The 16,906-nt window shown below is 63.3% G+C and carries 16 protein-coding genes; 3 read left to right on the top strand and 13 right to left on the bottom strand.

Translation table 11 applies throughout. The features are described 5' to 3' along the window. Positions 1–57: 57 nt before the first annotated feature. From ACSHZY_RS11055 to ACSHZY_RS11000, 12 genes are all read right to left on the bottom strand, one after another. Positions 58–543: a transposase gene (locus ACSHZY_RS11055; RefSeq protein WP_435169066.1), complete on the bottom strand. Its 486-nt coding sequence runs from the start codon at positions 541–543 to the stop codon at positions 58–60. Continuing rightward, a complete protein-coding gene (locus tag ACSHZY_RS11050; RefSeq protein ID WP_435169064.1) occupies positions 522–866 on the bottom strand; it encodes a hypothetical protein in 345 nt (114 codons plus the stop codon). The genes ACSHZY_RS11055 and ACSHZY_RS11050 overlap by 22 nt, the downstream gene beginning before the upstream one ends. Further along, the gene (locus tag ACSHZY_RS11045; protein WP_435169062.1) at positions 863–1,168 is read right to left on the bottom strand and encodes a transposase; all 306 of its coding nucleotides are present in this window, start codon (positions 1,166–1,168) and stop codon (positions 863–865) included. Before ACSHZY_RS11045 ends, ACSHZY_RS11050 begins: the two co-directional genes overlap by 4 nt. Positions 1,169–1,339: 171 nt before the next feature. After that, positions 1,340–2,407 (bottom strand): glycosyltransferase family 4 protein, encoded by a 1,068-nt coding sequence (locus ACSHZY_RS11040; RefSeq protein ID WP_435169060.1) that lies wholly within the window; start codon positions 2,405–2,407, stop codon positions 1,340–1,342. Then, positions 2,408–3,478: a glycosyltransferase gene (locus ACSHZY_RS11035; protein WP_435169058.1), complete on the bottom strand. Its 1,071-nt coding sequence runs from the start codon at positions 3,476–3,478 to the stop codon at positions 2,408–2,410. Between the two features lie 111 nt (positions 3,479–3,589). Beyond that, entirely contained in the window at positions 3,590–4,471 is an 882-nt protein-coding gene (locus ACSHZY_RS11030; RefSeq protein ID WP_435169056.1) for a glycosyltransferase family 2 protein, read from the bottom strand. Positions 4,472–4,496: 25 nt separating this feature from the next. Next, the gene (locus tag ACSHZY_RS11025; protein ID WP_435169054.1) at positions 4,497–5,522 is read right to left on the bottom strand and encodes a phosphoribosyltransferase family protein; all 1,026 of its coding nucleotides are present in this window, start codon (positions 5,520–5,522) and stop codon (positions 4,497–4,499) included. A 35-nt stretch (positions 5,523–5,557) separates the two neighbouring features. Next, positions 5,558–7,018, bottom strand: coding sequence for a lipopolysaccharide biosynthesis protein (locus ACSHZY_RS11020; RefSeq protein WP_435169052.1), 1,461 nt, complete (start codon positions 7,016–7,018; stop codon positions 5,558–5,560). 290 nt (positions 7,019–7,308) lie between these two features. Continuing rightward, entirely contained in the window at positions 7,309–8,292 is a 984-nt protein-coding gene (locus ACSHZY_RS11015) for a hypothetical protein (protein WP_435169051.1), read from the bottom strand. Further along, positions 8,289–8,537, bottom strand: a complete 249-nt coding sequence (locus ACSHZY_RS11010; protein ID WP_435169049.1) for an acyl carrier protein — start codon at positions 8,535–8,537, stop codon at positions 8,289–8,291. Before ACSHZY_RS11010 ends, ACSHZY_RS11015 begins: the two co-directional genes overlap by 4 nt. Beyond that, on the bottom strand, positions 8,534–10,468 hold the full coding sequence (locus ACSHZY_RS11005) for an HAD-IIIC family phosphatase (RefSeq protein ID WP_435169047.1): 1,935 nt from the start codon (positions 10,466–10,468) through the stop codon (positions 8,534–8,536). The genes ACSHZY_RS11010 and ACSHZY_RS11005 overlap by 4 nt, the downstream gene beginning before the upstream one ends. A gap of 6 nt (positions 10,469–10,474) precedes the next feature. Next, the gene (locus ACSHZY_RS11000) at positions 10,475–11,629 is read right to left on the bottom strand and encodes an MBOAT family O-acyltransferase (RefSeq protein ID WP_435169112.1); all 1,155 of its coding nucleotides are present in this window, start codon (positions 11,627–11,629) and stop codon (positions 10,475–10,477) included. Here ACSHZY_RS11000 and ACSHZY_RS10995 point away from each other — a divergent pair. Beyond that, entirely contained in the window at positions 11,558–12,073 is a 516-nt protein-coding gene (locus tag ACSHZY_RS10995) for a hypothetical protein (RefSeq protein WP_435169113.1), read from the top strand. The two genes, ACSHZY_RS11000 and ACSHZY_RS10995, sit on opposite strands and share 72 nt — an antisense overlap. Positions 12,074–12,677: 604 nt before the next feature. Continuing rightward, a complete protein-coding gene (locus ACSHZY_RS10990; RefSeq protein ID WP_435169046.1) occupies positions 12,678–14,573 on the top strand; it encodes a hypothetical protein in 1,896 nt (631 codons plus the stop codon). A 28-nt stretch (positions 14,574–14,601) separates the two neighbouring features. On the opposite strand, the gene rfbF is transcribed toward ACSHZY_RS10990, so the two are convergent. After that, positions 14,602–15,375: a glucose-1-phosphate cytidylyltransferase gene (rfbF, locus tag ACSHZY_RS10985; RefSeq protein ID WP_435169044.1), complete on the bottom strand. Its 774-nt coding sequence runs from the start codon at positions 15,373–15,375 to the stop codon at positions 14,602–14,604. A gap of 386 nt (positions 15,376–15,761) precedes the next feature. Between rfbF and rfbG the strand changes: the two genes are divergently transcribed. Beyond that, a complete protein-coding gene (gene rfbG / locus ACSHZY_RS10980) occupies positions 15,762–16,904 on the top strand; it encodes a CDP-glucose 4,6-dehydratase (RefSeq protein ID WP_435169042.1) in 1,143 nt (380 codons plus the stop codon). The last annotated feature ends 2 nt before the right edge of the window (positions 16,905–16,906 follow it).

Genomic DNA, 16,906 nt, shown 5'->3' with positions numbered 1-16,906 from the left:
GAATCAACTCAATCCGATGATCTCAATGGGTCCTGACCCTAGGGGAATCTGCTCAGCTTAAGTGGTTGATCTGAATGCCTCGGCAGGCGTGCGCATGGCAAGCGCCTGATGCGGGCGGCCGGTTTTGTAGAACTGGATCCGGTCCCCGATGGTGCGGGCCGCGCATTGGATGCTTTCGAAGCGGTGGCGGTGAACGCACTGCTCTTTCAGGGTCCGGATGATGCGCTCGACCATGCCGTTCTGTTGCGGGCAATGAGGGGTGATGAACTCCTGCTTCAGGCCGTAGCTGCGGACCAGGGCGGTGTGATGGCGGCTGGTGCAGACGAGGCCGTTGTCCGACCGCAGCAGGAACGCGCGGTCAACGCGGCCGAGGGTGCCGAAGCGGCTGATCAGGGCGTGTTCCAGCGCGCTGGCGGCCGTGGTTTCCTTGCCGGTGCGCGACAGATGCCAACCGAGAAGCTCACGCGTGTGGCAGTCGATGACCAAGGCCAGATTGGTCCATCCGTCCTTGTCGGCCCGGATCAGGCAGAGATGGTGAACCAACGCTTGTTCGGCACCGTGACGCCAGACGGCAGCGCCGGGATGCTTGGGCGCAGCCGGTGGGGCGCTTGCGCATGCCAGCTCTTCAGCTGGAAGATCCGCTGCACGGTGTTCTTGTTGAAGCCCAGCAGGAACGCCACCGTGCGGTAGCCGAAGGAGGGGTTCTCCTCGATCATCGCCTTGATTGGCACGGCGAAGCGCGGATCGACTTTCGGCGAAGCCGTGGTCGGCTTGTAGTAGACCGTCCCGGCGCGGCAGGCGCACAGCTTTACCCGCGACACCTTGATCCCGTCCGCCAGCAGGCCCCAATGGAGCGTCCGGATCATGCATCGTCCTCCCGATCCATGAAGGCCGCCAGCTTTTTTCGCGCGCGAAGCTCCAGCATGGCCTCGCCATAGGCCTCCTGCAGATCCCGGAGCTGCTTCTCGTATTCCTGCCGGACGTCGAGCGAGTTCGCCCGCAGCGCGTTCTCCATGCCCCGACGAGCATCATCGACCCAGCCCTCGATCTCCGATGGGGAAAGATCATAGCCACGGCTGGCTTCCGCCACCGTTGTCTTGCCCTGGATGATCTCGATGACCAGCGCCGACTTGCGCTTGGCCGTCCACCGCTTGACGACGTCTTCCAATGGTCCACTCATCGCTACGTTTCACTCCTTGTAGCATGAGCAGGTTTCCACTGGGTCAATACAGGAACGCGTCAGATGGACCCCCCTTGACGTCTTCAAACAGAAGATGCGGAAAAGCAGATGATCCCCTTCCAGTAGAAGGCGGACTTCAAGTGGCGCGCACTTTCACGTTCAACGTCGAGCACCTGATCGAGCTTCGTGCAAAACCTTGAGAAGTTGATTGACCTGATAACCCGCCTGAATTTCCGGACGTTGTGAGAACTCCAGCGCAGAGGCCGAGAGACGGGCGTATTCGTCCGGGTCCTCCCACAGACGCCTCACCGCTGCGGCCCAATCTGAAACAGGCGCATCGATATCAAGTATCAGCCCACCAGGCCCGATAGCCTCGGGCAGTCCGCCCCGCTGCGACCCGATGACCGGGATGCCGCTGTAATGAGCCTCGGTGGCGACCCGGCCCCAAGCTTCTTCCCAAAGGCTGGGCGCCAGCAGGATACGTGTTTTTCCATAGACGGTCTTCATGTCGGAGGTGCGGGGCTGCAAGGTCACATTGGGCAACCTGGCCAGTCGCTGGTCCAGAAGAGTGCGAAGCTCTGTGTTGATCCCCCAGCTTTCCACGAAAGTGAAGGGAATGTCCGGGCACCGCTCTGCGACAGCAAGGGCGATGTCCAGACCCTTGACCGGGTACGGGTTGATAAAGGTGACGTTCGCACGGCTGGACTTGGTCCGATAAAGGTCGGCATTCACAAGAGGAGGTATGACCGTACAGGTGATACCGAATGCCTCCTCGTGTCGCTTCGCCGTAAATTGCGAGTTCGCGACGAAAAGCGCCCGTTTCAGATCTGCTGGCGAGCCCTCAAGTTCCTCGAATTCCACATTCCGGAAATACACCACAACAGGAACGCCGTGGGCTTCCAGGCTTCGGGCGATGGGGATCGTGCTGCCGTTCTGCACAACTGCAACGTCGGGGCGGAATTTCAGGACAACTTCGGTGGTGTCGGTCGGGTCCCATGCCCGGAAGACCGTATGACCCGGCAATGCGTCACGGGAAAATCGCGTGCGGCCAATGCGACGCTTGATCCGCGAGGACATCTCGGTCCAGCCACCGCCGGACAGACGGCACATCACCGCCACAGCGTGCCCTTGCGCGCGAAGTTCCTCAACAAGTTGCCAAGTGCTGGATTGCGCCCCTCCGGAACGTTGAGGAAGGTAGGCATCCCCGATGGTAAACAGAATGCGCATCTACTTCCGGCCTTCTTCATGTGCAGTGGCAAGGATTTTCACGATCCGGTCGATCTGCCGCTCCGGCCGCATGTCGTCCCGCTGGGAATACTGCAGCGCCGCCGCCGAGACCGCTTGGTAATGCGCCTCGTCCGACCAAAGCGCGCGCACGGCCTCGACCCATTCCTCCATGGGGGCATCAAGCGAGTGGACACTTCCACCCGGGCCGATCGCCTCGGGCAGACCGCCGCGGTCGCTTCCCACCACGGGAATGCCGCTCAGATGGGCCTCGGCCGCCACGCGGCCGAAGGCCTCCTCCCAACGGCTGGGGGCCAGAAGGATCCGTGCCTTTCCATAAACGGATTGCATGTCCCGGGTGGGCGGGCGGATGGAAAGGTTGCTCAGGCGTGCAGCGTGCTGTTCCAGGCTGTCCTCGTCCTTGGGCGACAAGGTCCACGCCTTGACGAAGACGAAGGGGATGTCCGGGCACGCCTCGGCCACCTTCAGCGCGATGTCCACGCCCTTGTGCGGGTGGGGATTGATGAAGGTGACGTTCTTGCGCGACGAGGAGGTGCGATAGCGGTCGGCCTCCACCATGGGATAGATGACGTCGGCGGAGATCCCGTCCGAGCGCCTGAAGCTTTCGGCGGTGAACCGGGAATTCGCGATAAAGGCAATGCCGTTCAACTCGCTCAGGCGGCCGCCGAGATCGTCGGTTTCCACATTGTGCAGGTAGATGACGCTCGGGATGTCCGTTCCGGCCATGGCGCGGGCCATCTGGACCGGAAAGCCCGACTGGAACATGGCAACGTCGGCCCGGAAATCCCGGGCCACATCGGCCACGACGTCCGAGGCGAACCAGGCCCGACACACGGGATAACCCAGTTGTTCATCACGCACCCACCGCCGGCGCCGCAGCTTCAGTTCCACGCGCCGGCGAAATCCGAACCAGCCGTGGCCCGCCAGCCCGCTGACCACGCAGACGTCATGCCCGCGCTGGCGGAAGGCCAAGGCCAGTTCATGCGTGCTGGACTGGGCCCCTCCCAAAAGCTGAGGCAGGTAGGGGTGAGCGCTCCCGATAAGAATCCTCATGAACACTCCATGCTGATCGGCTCCTGCGGCACAGAGCTTTTTGAGGACAAGGACGGCACCTGCCGAGGATTGCGGACACAACCGCCGCGACCCGGTTTTCGTGTCCGCATGTCAGGACCTGTAGGGCGGACGTCCCGCAGACAGGCGCAGCACCTCCGCCTGCGAGGCGAGCATCAGGGCCGCCGTGATGCCAAGGACGCCGAACTTGTTCCGCAAGCCGATCTTCGTTCGGACCATCCACCGCGCCTGGCCCGTGGCCTCATGGGCCATCCGCCACAGGGTCTTCGGGACGCCGGCCTTCGCCATTCCGTCCATCTGCCAGCGCCCTCCGACCACCCGGCGCCGCTTGCGGACCAGTTCCGCCAGGGTGGCGCGGGTCGGATGGCCGACGATCATCTCGGGCACATGGATGACCTTGTGGCCGGCCGCGACCATCCGGCGGGAACATTCGCTGTCCCCGCCGGACAGCAGAGCGGAGTTGAAGCCGCCGATCGCGCGCAGATCATCCCGCCGACACAGCCAGTTTGCCGTGACGCAATAGCCATGCTCGGCGTTGTAACGCTGGTTGAAGGCCGTCAGCTCTTCATAGCAGGCGGCAACCGCCCGCGCGCCGCCCTCGCGGAAAAGAACGATGTCCCCGGCATAAAGCCCCGCATCGGGCCGGCGCTCCACGATGGCAAGGGCCTGCTCCACCCAATCGGGTGCGGGCACGCAGTCGCCATCGGTGAACAGGACGTATTGCCCACGCGCCACCTCCAGCCCCCGGTTGCGCGACCGGTAGGAACTGGGGATCGGCTCGGACAGCAAGGTGACGAAGTCGAACGCACGCACGGCCTCCGCCGTGCCGTCGGTCGATCCGTTGTCCACGACGATCACCTCGAACCGGTGACGGTCGACGGTCTGCGCGGCGATCGCCCCAAGCGTCTGCACGATGCGCCGTTCGCTGTTCCAGACCGGAATGATGATGCTGATGACAGGATCAGTGTGCTGCATCGGACATGCCTTCTTCTGGGCCGGATCAGGATTTGGGTTGCGGGCGAACCAGCTTCTTCAGGCTTTGGTACCGGCCTTCCCCCAGGACATTGCGCGCGATGACCTTCCAGCGGTCGCCCGTGCTGCGGCCGCGCTGTTTCAGACGGGTGGGCAGGTTGCGCATCTGCTGCCGGACCGCGGCCGAGGACAGCGGATCCGGCAGGTGAACCTGATGCGTTTCGACGCACAGGACGGGCTTGCCCGACAGGCGCGCGATGACTTCGGCCTGACGTTCCTCGCTTTCGATGAACAGGGTGCTTTCGGCGGTGCGATAGAAGTTGGCCTTGAAGCTGCCATGCACGCCCTGACGCCGGCGCTCCTCGGCACTGGGCAGATCCAGCATGATCAACTCGCCGTATTCGACCCCCTGGCGCTTCAGCCAGGCTTCCGTCAGGTCGCGATATTTCTCCAGACGGCTGGTCACCAGCCACCCGATCTTGCGCGAGGTAGTGTGCAGGGGGACCGCCTCGCTCAGGAAACGGCGGTAGGCCTCGCCATCATCGTTTTCCTGCTTGGTCGGGTCCAGGCACAGCACCCCGTCGATGTCGACGCAGGCCTGCTCCAGCACGATGTGGTGCATGAAGTTCCACTGGAAGATGCGGGGGTTCGGGACCTTCTCGAAGATCACGTCGACATCGGGATGGGTGGCCTCCAGCCCGTAGACCGCCGCAAACAGGATCTCCGCTTCGATGCCGGCTTCCGCGATCCGGGCGCGGGCGCGGCGCATGGCGTCGCCGCTCTTGACGCTGTCATCCAGGACCAGGATGCGGCGCATGTCGGCCAGGCCGCGATCCAGTCGCTGCGTGCGCTTGGTCGAGGTGCCGGAGGAGTAGATCCGCCCTTCCAGGAACGAGTCCAGATCCGTCAGCGGAATGTTCGACACCAGGCTCAGCAGGTTGGCCGCAAGCAGCCCGCTGCGGGGCACGCCCACCACCAGATCGATGTCACGCGGAAGGCGGTGCAGGTTCGTGATGATGGCGTCGTTCAGATCTGCCAGAGAGCGGTAATTCATTTCTCTTGTCCATGTTGATCGGCGGGATCCGATGTTCAGGCTTTTCCGGTACGTAGTCTGGTGATCAGCCCTTTTGATGCCAGGGCATGAACTTCCATCAGGGTGTCACGCCCTGCGGCAAACAGCGCGGCGATAGCCGCAACGATCAGGTAACTCAGGACGGTCGCAAGGATCAAAGCCATGATCGGTTCCCCCGGCAGGTGGGATTTGAGAAGCCACAGCACGCCCACCGCGACATGCGCCCCCAGAACGAAAGGTGCGGCCATGCGCAGGATGTGGCCAGCCTGTACCGGCCCGCTTCGACCGACGTAAAGCCACAACACGGGCGTGCGCAGATATTCATGAACAGCATAGCTCACGGCCACACCGATGGCACCGTAGGGAAGGCCAAGAACTACGGAAACACTTATCGTTATCGCCCCGAAAATGCCCCATTTCATGAAGTCACCCGAACGGCCCTGGCTGATGAACAGCCATCCGGCAGGGCTGTTCAGCGGCTGAAGCATTCCGGCGAAGCCAAGTGCCTGGAAAATCCTCACGCTTCCTTCCCACTGATCGCCAAGCGCAAGGGGAATCAGGAAGTCGGCCGTTGCGATCGCGACCGCCACGCCCGGCACCGCCACGAACAGCAGCAACGGGGCCACGCGCAGATAGGCTTTCCTGTATCGCTCCGGCTCATGGCTCAGCCGTGACAGGGCGGGCACCATGACCTTGCCCAGCGGATATATGACCTGCTGCAAGGGGAACAGAAGCAACCGGTTGGCGCGGTCGTACAGCCCCAGCTGCTGGTTGCCCCAATGACGACCGATCAGGATCTGGTCGATGTTGCGGCCAAAGAAGTTGGCAAAGTTGAAGCCGGTAAGGCCAGCCCCGAACCGGACCATGTCCTTGGTCCCGCTGGCCCAACGCGGGACGCCCGGGCGCCAATGCGAACTTATCCAGCAACCCAAGGTCATGAACACCATCGTCGTCATGCCGCCGACGAACAGCGCCCAATAGGTTCTCTCGAAATAGGCCCAGGCGATCGCCGTCGCCAAGCCCAGCAGGGCCCCGACGCTTTCCAGCAACGCGAGGCGACCGAACGCCATCCTTCGGGTGACAAGCGCCGAATGCTGGGCCCCAAGCCCCACGACCAGAAGCTGCAGGCTCATCACGGCCACAAGCAGGGCCACCTGCGGCTCGCCGTAAAATCTCGCCACGAGGGGCGAGATCAGGATCATGATCACCCCCAGCACGGCGCTGACCGCCATGTTGATCCAGAACAGGCTGTTGACCTCGGCCGCGGTGATGCTTTTTTTCTGCACCGTCGCCTGCGTCAGGCCCATGTCCAGAAACAGGCCCACAAAGGCCGCAACCGGCGCCGCCATGGCCACGATCCCGAAATCGTCGGGCTGCAGCAGGCGCGACAGCACGATGACGGAGGTGATCTGGCAACCCAGCTTCACGATCTGCGCCCCTCCTGTCGCCATCGCCCCTCGTTTCACGGACTGGCCCATCGACTGGTCCGGCGGATCGAACCGTTTGCTGTCGTCGTCTATGATCTCGGCCCCATCTCAAAGCTGCAGCAGCTTGCCCATGATTGACGGAAGCTGAAACACACCCCCGTTGCATATGTCATGTCATGCAACGTTACCGCACGAAGATCCAGTTGGCTATTTATCCGGTCGGGACGAAAAAAGGCAGTTGCGAGTTTCATCTGAAGAGGCACGGATCGCCCGGTACGATATCCTGAAGCTCCGCGCCGATCGCAAGCAGATCCTTTGACGGGTGGATCGGGAAAGCGGCTTCAGCCGGAGGGCCGGACTTCAGCAAGCAGGAACCGCGTATACTCGTCGGTGTACGACCACCGCAGGTGGATGCCATCGAAGAATGCCGCTTCCTCGATGCCCGTCCCAGCCTTGATGAAGCGTCCCCCGGTTCCGGCCAGCGCCTCCCGGATGGCCGTGTCGAGCGTTGCGGTGACCTGCCCCCCCTGATCGTAAAGACGGAGCCATTCCGGGTGAAGCGGGGTCACGGCGACATGGAAGCCGATCCCCCGCTTCCGCAACTCCATTCCTATCCGGTGCAATCCGGCAAAACAGGCCGCATCGAACGTCGGTGCCCCATACAGAAGCCGCCGGCTGCCGGGCGGTTCGATCGGACCATCGCCGAACTCATCCGTCACAAGCGATGCATAGGACCTGATGTCGGTCCGGCGCGCCTCAAGGCCGCGGCCATTCCGCCAGAGCGTCATGGGATCGAAGTAGCGCAGATAGTAAAGCAACGGAGAACCGTCGGCGAAGACGAAGGTGTCGGCTTCCGTGACATCGAAGCCCGCCGGGAACAGCGTGTTCGTCGACTGATCCTCGCAATGTTCGAAGTCCACCGGAGAGGCGATCAGGATCACCTCCTTCAAGGAAGGGAGGCGTGTCAGCATCCAGTTGGCGACGGCCTCGGTCTGCTTGATATTGGCGCCGCAGAAGCCTGCATTGTAGGGATGAAGCCCGGGCCGAAGCTCGATCGCTTCGGGGCTGTTGAAGTGACGCCAGGCCACGGAAGAGCCGATCACAAGAAGATCCGGATCCTGCGGCGGCGACCGGCGCATGGCCGCAAGCTTCTCGTCCACGCACAGGCTGTTGGAGAATTGCGGCGGTGGCCGTGTCTCGTCCGGGTCAAGAAGGGCCAGCATCAGGAGGAACAGGCCCGGCACCATCAAGGCCCCCGCCACCAGCGCAAGGAGGTAGCGGCCCATCGACCGCCGGCCCTGCCGGGGTTCGGGGGGCGCCGTCATTTGGACTGCAGCTTGGCTTCGATGACGCTGACGAATTCCCCGACATCATGAAGCTGGTCGTATTCCGAAGCGCGGAAACGGATGCCAAGGCGCTGCTCGACGGCGATGATCAGCATCACGTGGGCCTGACTGTCCCAGCCCTGCACGTCCTGGGCCGTCGTCTGCGGGCTGATCACGACGTCGTCGTTGTCGAACACGTCCCGCATCACTTCGGTCAGTGTTTCGTAGATCTCGCCTTCGGTCATGCCGTCATCTCCATCTTGATCACATGGCGGGCCGGCACGTGTCCGGGCAGGTCCAGCCGCCAGAACCGCGCCTCCGCCGACGCGCCCGCAGCGGGCTCGACAGGCGCAAAACCCAACTGTTCGTAATGTTTCTCGACCATTCCGTTCCGCCCGCTGGGGCGGTATTCGCCAATGAAGGCACGAATGCCACGCGAGCTCGCAAGGGAGGCAAGCGTTTCAAGCACCGCCTGCTCCACCTGCCGCCCCAGAACACGACAACTCATGAGCCAGGTGTCGATCAGCAATTCATCTTGGCGCCAGGCGGGATCGGGCCGCAGAAGGACCACGCTGATAAGACCGTTGTCACCGAACCGATCGCTCAGGCGGAAGCCGTAGCCCATCGTGGCAGGGTCGCGCAGCAGCGCCTCGAGTTCCTGCTCGGTGCGCCGCCGCGTCGTCAGGTTGAACTGGTTGCTCTTGTTGATGAGCTGCGCCGCCCGCGGTCGGTCGATCGGCCCCAAAGGCCGCGCCACAAGGCACATGTCGAGGCTTTGGAGGTAGCCTTGCATGTCGGTGGTGGATTGGAGCGCGGCGGCACGCTGCACATTGGCGGCATAGCTGCGGCTGCGGGACAGATCGTCCCCGGTCAGCGACACCGCTTCGAAGTAACCGGCCGCCGCCACCACGGCGGGGTAGCGGGAGATGTCGTCCGGCAGCTCGGGAACGGCAACCTCCGGCAACTCGCGGCGGATGATCTCCCGCTCGGCCGGGTTGTCGTCCACGAACACAAGGCTGTCGATGCCGATATTCAGCCGGCGCGCGATCTCGCGAAGGTTGGTGGCCTTGTCGGTCCAGTTCGCGACGAAACAGGCCACGTCTTCTGCGCGCAGCACCATCTCCGGATGCGTCTCGAAGGCCTTCCGCGCGACGGCCTCGTCGTTCTTGCTGCACACCGCAAGGATCACCCCGCGTTCGGCCAGCCGGGCGGCATAGCGCTGGAAGGCCGCGAACGCTTCGCCCTCCGCGCTCCCCTGCCCCAGCTTGATGCCTTCAGGCCCGTCATCCCCGATCACGCCGCCCCAGACCGTGTTGTCGAGGTCGAGGACCAGGCATTTGCGGGACCTCCCGGCGATGGCCGCCGCAAGGCGCGCCACGAGGTCACCGTAAAGCGGCGCGAAGACCGGATTGATGAGTTGCTTCGCATGATGCCAAAGCAGCGCGTCGGTCAGTTCCGCCTCGCCCATCCGCGGAGGAACCTGCCACGCGAGGTCGAGGAGCAGGACCCCCTCCTCGCGTGCGGCCGACCGGATCGCCGCGTTGAGGCTCGCCCGTAGCGCCATCGGGGAGGCCGGCACCAGCCCCTCGAACGACCCGAAAAGAGGGAGCGTGGTTTCCGGAAGGGTCTGCTGAACGGGCTGGGCGCCGTATTCCTCTTTCGCCCTCCGCCACAGCACCCGCACATCGTCCACCGCCCTCTGGATCGCGGCGGCCACCTCGGCCTCGCTTGCGGACAGCGGCAAAGGCGGCACAAGCGCCTCGGCGTCAAGGGCCAGAAGGATGAGCTGAGGAGCAAAGGCCGCGAGCGCGGCATCCCGCCCCAGCAGCATCTGACGATAAAGCCCGTAAGGCCCCACATGGACAGACAGGTTCATCCCACGGGCCAGACCGCCGACCCGGATCGACGGCACAAGGTGATCCACGGTGTGGGACGACAGGATGGCAAGACGCATGTGCGCGAACCCACCGGCCAAAGAGCCCTCGGTCCCCAGAGCGTCGAAGCACCCTGCCGCGATGCGGTCGATCCGCCCCGTCGTCACCATGTCCCGCGCGTGGCCGGCAAGACCGCGCGCGGCCTGAAGCCGCTCGGCCGGGTCGGGAATATCCCGCGCCTTTCGGATCGCCGCGCCAAGATCGGCGTGTTGCGGCAGCCAAGGAAGGAGTGAGTGCATCATGCCCCTCTAGAACTGGAAGTAGAGGAATTCGGAGGGAGCCCCCGACAAGGAAAAGAGAACGGCGATGACCGCGAAGGCGCCCACGACCGCCCCGTACACCATCGACGGGCGCCACCGCGCAAAGGACAGACGCTGCACAAGGCCGCTGGGCCGCACGTCGACGCCGATCGCCTCGCGGTAGTCGCCCAGCCATTGATAAAGGTTGGGAAACGCCCAGACGACCACCAGGAAGGCCACGATCCGCAGGAAAAGCCATCCGTCGAAAAGCGGCAGCTCGCCCATGTGCAGGCCAAGCGCCCCGATCGCCTCGGCACCCCCCGGCACCAGGCCGACAAATTGGGGAAAGACCACGCCGTTCAGACCGGCCATCCCTTGCAGAAGGTTCACCGCCGTGCCGACGCTGTCCGCCCGGAAGAAGACCAGCGCGATCATCGCGCAGAAGAAGGTCAACAGAACCGCCCCGCCGTTTCGCCACAGGCTCGTGGTTTCAAGCGGCAAGCCGCGCCGCACCTTCCACTGGCGCCAGGCGTGCGCGATGATCAGAAAGACGCCATGCAAAAGCCCGAAAACGACGAACTGCCATCCCGCACCGTGCCAAACCCCGGACACGAGCATGGTGAACAGCGTCGGAAACGCCACAAGCGCGGCGAATGTCCCCGTCGTCATCCGGCCGCGTTTTGGCAGCGGCAGGCCCTTCGTCATGCGCTTGCGGGTAATGGACATGACGATCGGGTTGTAGATATGGGCCGTCAGGAAGCGCGTCAGCGTCATGTGCCAGCGCGACCAGTATTCAATGACGTTCCGGGCCTTGTAGGGACTGTTGAAGTTCAAGGGCAGCGAGATGCCGAACAAGAGCCCGAGGCCGATCGCCATGTCGCTGTAGCCCGAGAAGTCGAAATACATCTGGAGCGTATAGGCCAGGGCGCCCCCCCAGGCCTCGAATGCCTGCACGCCCCCCTCCCGTGCCGCCACGAAGACCGGGGCGGCGTAGGCACCGAACGGATCCGCGATGACGACCTTCTTGAAAAGCCCGACAAGAAAGATGGTCGACCCGAGGGCGACGAAATCCAGCCGGGGCCGGAACCGCTCATGGTCGCTGAATTGCGGCAGCATTTCCCGGGGTTGAGTGATGGGCCCAGCGATAAGGTGCGGAAAGAACACGATAAAGAGGCAATAGCTCAGGAATTTACGATCGGGGACCGCTCCGTCATAAGCGACAACCAGATACGCGATCTGCTGGAACGTGAAGAAGGACAGGGCCAGCGGAAGGACGAATGTCGGAATGGGGACGTCCACTCCGGAAATGTCGCGGACCGTTTGCGCCAGAAATCCGGTATATTTGAAGACCGCAAGAAGCAGGACGTTCGCGGTGATTCCGAACACAAGAAGGGCGCGATTGGGCCGTCGCATCAAAAGGCCACCCAAGGCGTAATTGAACAGAACGCTGCCAATGATCAGCGGCAGATTGTTCCAAGACCACCAGCCGTAAAAGACCAGCGACGCCACTATCAGCCACAGGACGGCACAACGCTGAAGGTTCACGAGATGAAGAAGAAGGAAGCCCAAGAATACGACGGGAAGAAACTGAAGGAGGAATTCCGGTGAATTGAAAAGCAAGATATCCTCCCAGCGGCATTCAGCCCCGTTTCATGCCGAGCATGGCTCGAACACGTCTTTGCTGTTGCAGGCTGGCCTCAACCATCATGGGACGGGCACTTGACCTTGCCCATCATTCTACCTGAGCGCGATCAAAAGCAACGCGCGTGTCGCCCGGATCGGCAATTCTTGGTTAAAAGTTTATTAACGCACCCCGCCGCCATCCCTGTATCGCGAGAATTATGGCCGCGCCTCAACCTTGGATTTCACCTTCCAAGGCGGATATTTCTTGCTATGTATCGCAGGTATCCGCCCCATTGGTTTGCGTGTGCACATGACGAGTTTCTTGGGCTTGGCGACATTTTTTTCTCGAAAGACATTTGGTCCAAGACTTGCTCGCCTTCGCAATAAGTCGGCTGAACAAGGCCTTGGCCTGTTCAGCCGACCCGCGTAGAAGACGTTCCATGTGTTTTGTCCCGGCCAAACGGCAGCCACCAAGTTTCGACGCTGCCCCTTACCGAGTTTCCCAATGCTGCGCCTGAATAGCCTGAAGAATCGCGCCTCGGCCACGCGTCGTCATCTCCGAAGCGCCCGTCGCCAAGCACAAAAGGCGATGGCGCGGACCTTCGGAACCTGGCTGTTCCGATGTGCGCAACACAGGCCGGGTCTGCTGGACGCCACGCTGCGCCCGCTGCGGCTGATCGCGCCGCACCACGTTGGGATGGCGCAGATGCATGCGGTGCTGACGGCGCGGATGTCCGGCTGGCACAAGGCCGCACCCTTGTTCCTGCGGATGGACACAGGGCGCCGCGGTCAGGCCCCGACGCTGCCGCAACATCTGCTGTCCCCCGCCCAACCGGCGCAAGGCCTTCGCCTTTCGGTTCCGCAAGAGGATCGCGCCGTGGACCTGCCGGTCGACCTTGCGCGCCGGATCATCGTGTACACCGTCTGTTTCGGCAGCCGCCCGTATCTCCCGCCCCTCCTGGGTCAACCGGAAGGCCTGCGCTTCCTGTGCATCACCGACGCCCCCGTCCAGGCCCCGGGGTGGGAGGTGATCGTCATGGCCCCCCGGCCGGAAAGCGAAGCCTTCGCCACCATCTGCCCCCACCGCGTTCTGGCCGAGGCGGGGCTTGATGCCGAATGGTCGCTGTTCGTGGATCGCGCCCTGATCCCCGTCGGCAACCTGCACACCCTGATCACGCGATGGCTGATGCACCAGGACATGGTGCTTTGGCGGCACCCTGCGGCGCACGATTGGCAAGGGCTTGCCGAACATCTGCTGCTGACAGGGCGCCACCCTGCGGCATCGGTGCTGGCACAGGCCCAGGCTTACGAGGCGGCCGATGTCCCGCATGATCAGGGCGCAAGCGACACCGGGATGATCTGGAGGCGTCATTCCGACCCCGCCGTCCAGGCCCAAATGGACGCGTGGTGGGCACTGCACGAGGCGGAACCGGCGGGACACCCGTCACTGTCCTGGTACCGCCTCGCCCAAGAGAAAGACGTCCCGGACCATTCCGTCACGCTGCTGCCCTCCGCGCTTGGCACGGCCGAACACAACATCTTCTTCGCGCGCAACGTGACGGAGCTTCAGGCCCTGCGCCCGCGCCTGCCCTCACCGGCGCTGCACACGCGCCGGATCCCGATCACCTTCCTTTACGCCGAACAGCGCCGCAATTCCGGCATCACGCTGATGCGCGCCCGGCAACTCAGCGAGATGGTGGCAGACACCTATTCCGACCGTTACGACGTGACCCTGACATCGGACATCCGGTCCGTGCGGGATCAGGTCGTGATCGTCAATCGTGGCGCCATCGAATTCAACCCGCCCGAACATCTCGCGGACCTGCGGGACCGCAACATCGTCTCGGTCAGTGACTGGCTGGACATGCCGATACGGCCAAAGACCGTTCCCGTCTTCGACGCCCACATGGCCTTCAGCCTGCCGCAGGCGGTGGAACTGAACCGCCTTTACCCCGCCACGCCCGCCTTCCACGTCACCCATCACGTCAACCCGGCCGTTCCCGACTGCGCCGGGCCCACCGACAGGCTTCGGACGGGCTATTTCGGCCGTCTCGCCAACACCTCGCGGCCCAGCACCCTGTCGGACGTCATCGAACTGGTCAACGTCGTGGACGCAAGCTTCACGGCCGAAGACTGGGTCCGGCAGGCGCCGCTGTTCAACTGCCACTGGATCGTGCGGGAGCTGGATCACCTTCAGGAATGGAAACCCTTCCTGAAAGCCTTCGTCGCCGCCCGATGCGGGGCCGTGGTGATCGTCACGCGGGACGACATGAACGCCATGCACTACCTGGGGGACGATTACCCCTTCTACGCCGACAGCCTGGCGCCGGAGGATCTGGAAATGGCCTGGGCCAGGACCGCCTCTGCCTTTGGCGGCAAGGACTGGCAGAAGGCCCAGGCGATCATGCGCCAGGTGAAGGCGCGCAGTTCGGACCGGCAGGTCATGGTGGAGTTCAAGGCCATGCTGGACGAGATCCTCGCGTGAACAACCCCTGCCTGCCGGTCCGCGTCGATCAGTTCCAGACGCGCCAGGGCGGGTTGTTGTCCCACATGGACTGCAAAAGGTTCTTGTCCCTCAGCGTGTCCATGTTCTGCCAGAAGCCCTCATGCCGATAGACCGAAAGTTCGTTCGAACGCACCAGCTGCTGCAGCGGCGCTTCCTCCCAGACGGTCTGGTCGCCCTCGATCAGGTCGAACACCGAAGGTTCCAGTACGAAGAAGCCACCGTTGATGGTCTGCCCGTCCAGAACGCTCTTCTCGCGGATGGCGTTCACGCGCGTCACGTCCTCGGACAGGTCGAGCGTGCCAAAGCGTCCCGGCTGCCGCACGGCCGTCACGGTCGCCTTGGTGCCCTGCTGGCGGTGGAACGCCACCAGCTTGCCGATGTCGATATCGCTGACCCCGTCGCCATAGGTCAAACAGAAGGTTTCGTTGCCGATATAAGGGGCGATACGCTTGATCCGCCCGCCCGTCATCGAGTCGAGTCCGGTATCGGCCAGCGTCACGCGCCATGGCTCGACGGCGCCACGCGTGATCTCGATGCTGTTGGAGCTGAGGTCGATGGTGAAGTCGCTGTTGCGGTTGAAGTAGTTCAGGAAATACTCCTTGATGAGAGTACCCTTGTAACCGCAGCAGACCACGAAATCGGTGATACCATGCGCAGCGTATATCTTCATGATGTGCCAGAGAATCGGGCGACCGCCAATCTCGAGCAGGGGCTTCGGCACCACCCCGGTTTCCTCACTCAACCGGGTGCCATAGCCCCCGGCAAGAATAACGGCCTTCATCGTGTTGCTCCTGTAAGTGTTCCGCTGCGACAGCGTCCAATCATGCGACAGATAAACGGTTCTGCTTGCGTATAATACAGACACTTTTAGACGTTTGCCCGAAGATGAAGAATTGATGCTGTCGTGCCGACTTTGCATGAGTATTCATACGCATCAGCGTCCCGGCACGGCGGTGTTTCGGATCCTTTTCGCCGCCAGCGATCTTATTCATTTCCGGGCGCGGGCGGCAAGGAATCCGCATCCCGCGCCCCCTGTTGGAAAGAGCATTCAGAAATGACCAGAGGCAAAGCCGTGGCAAGAAGCAGGAGCGTTGCATTGTACCAAAGCCGCACCCGGTCCGAGGAAGTGCATGCCACAACCGGCAATGGCCGTGAAAGGAAGCTCGGATGAACCAAATGACCGCTGCGAAATCCGGCGGTGCGTCCTTCGCCGTGGATCGCGCCTTCTGGTCCGGGAAACGCGTGTTCCTGACCGGGCATACCGGGTTCAAGGGCAGCTGGATGCTGCATTGGCTGGACATGCTGGGCGCGGTCACCCGCGGCTACGCCCTCCCCCCCGACACCCAGCCTTCGATGTTCGCGCTGACCGGCGCGGCAGAGCTTTGCGATCATGTCCTCGGCGACATCCGCGACGCCGCCGCCCTGCGGGAGGCGCTGGTCGCCTTCCGGCCGGACATCGTGATCCATGCGGCCGCCCAGCCCCTGGTGCGCCTGTCCTACCGGGAACCGGTCGAAACGTTCTCCAGCAACGTGATGGGAACGATCAACCTTCTGGAAGCCTGCCGTGCCTGCGACAGCGTGGCCTCCGTCGTGGTCGTGACAACCGACAAGTGTTACGAAAATGCCGAATGGCCCTTCGCTTATCGCGAAAACGATCCCATGGGCGGCAAGGACCCCTACAGCGCGTCCAAGGCCTGCGCCGAGATCGTGACACATGCCTGGCGCGAATCCTTCTTTTCGTCCAATTCCGCCATCTCGCGCCAGGTTCCGGTGTCCTCGGCCCGCGCCGGCAACGTGTTCGGGGGCGGCGACTATTCGGCCGATCGCCTGCTTCCCGACGCAGTCCGCGCCTTCACCGTGAACGAGCCGCTGGTCATCCGCTCCCCCGACGCCGTGCGGCCCTGGCAACATTGCCTTGAACCCATTGCCGGTTACCTGCGTCTGGCCCGCGCCTGTCATGAAGGCGGCACGCCCTATGCCAAGGCCTTCAATTTCGGGCCCGCGGCGGAACAGCTGCTGACGGTGGGCGATCTTGCTTCGGCCTTCGCGGAACGCTGGGGCAAAGGCGCCGGCTGGCAACATCAGCCGGGCGAAGCTCACCTGAAGGAAGCGGGGCTTCTCCTGCTTGACTCGGGCCTTGCGCAACGCACCCTTGGCTGGCGCCAGATGAGCGATGTCTTCGCCGGGCTGGACGCCACGGTCGCGTGGTACCAGGCCGCCGCGAACAACGCCTCTCCGTCGGAACTTTCGGCACTGACCCGGTCCCAGATCGCGGACCTCGCCGGGTCTTCCCCCCATATCCAAGGATAACC

It is taken from the genome of Falsirhodobacter sp. 1013, assembly GCF_051195255.1.
Lineage (GTDB): Bacteria > Pseudomonadota > Alphaproteobacteria > Rhodobacterales > Rhodobacteraceae > Falsirhodobacter.
The sequence above is the reverse complement of the archived record's forward strand: the minus strand, read 5'-3'. Positions and strand labels throughout refer to the sequence as shown.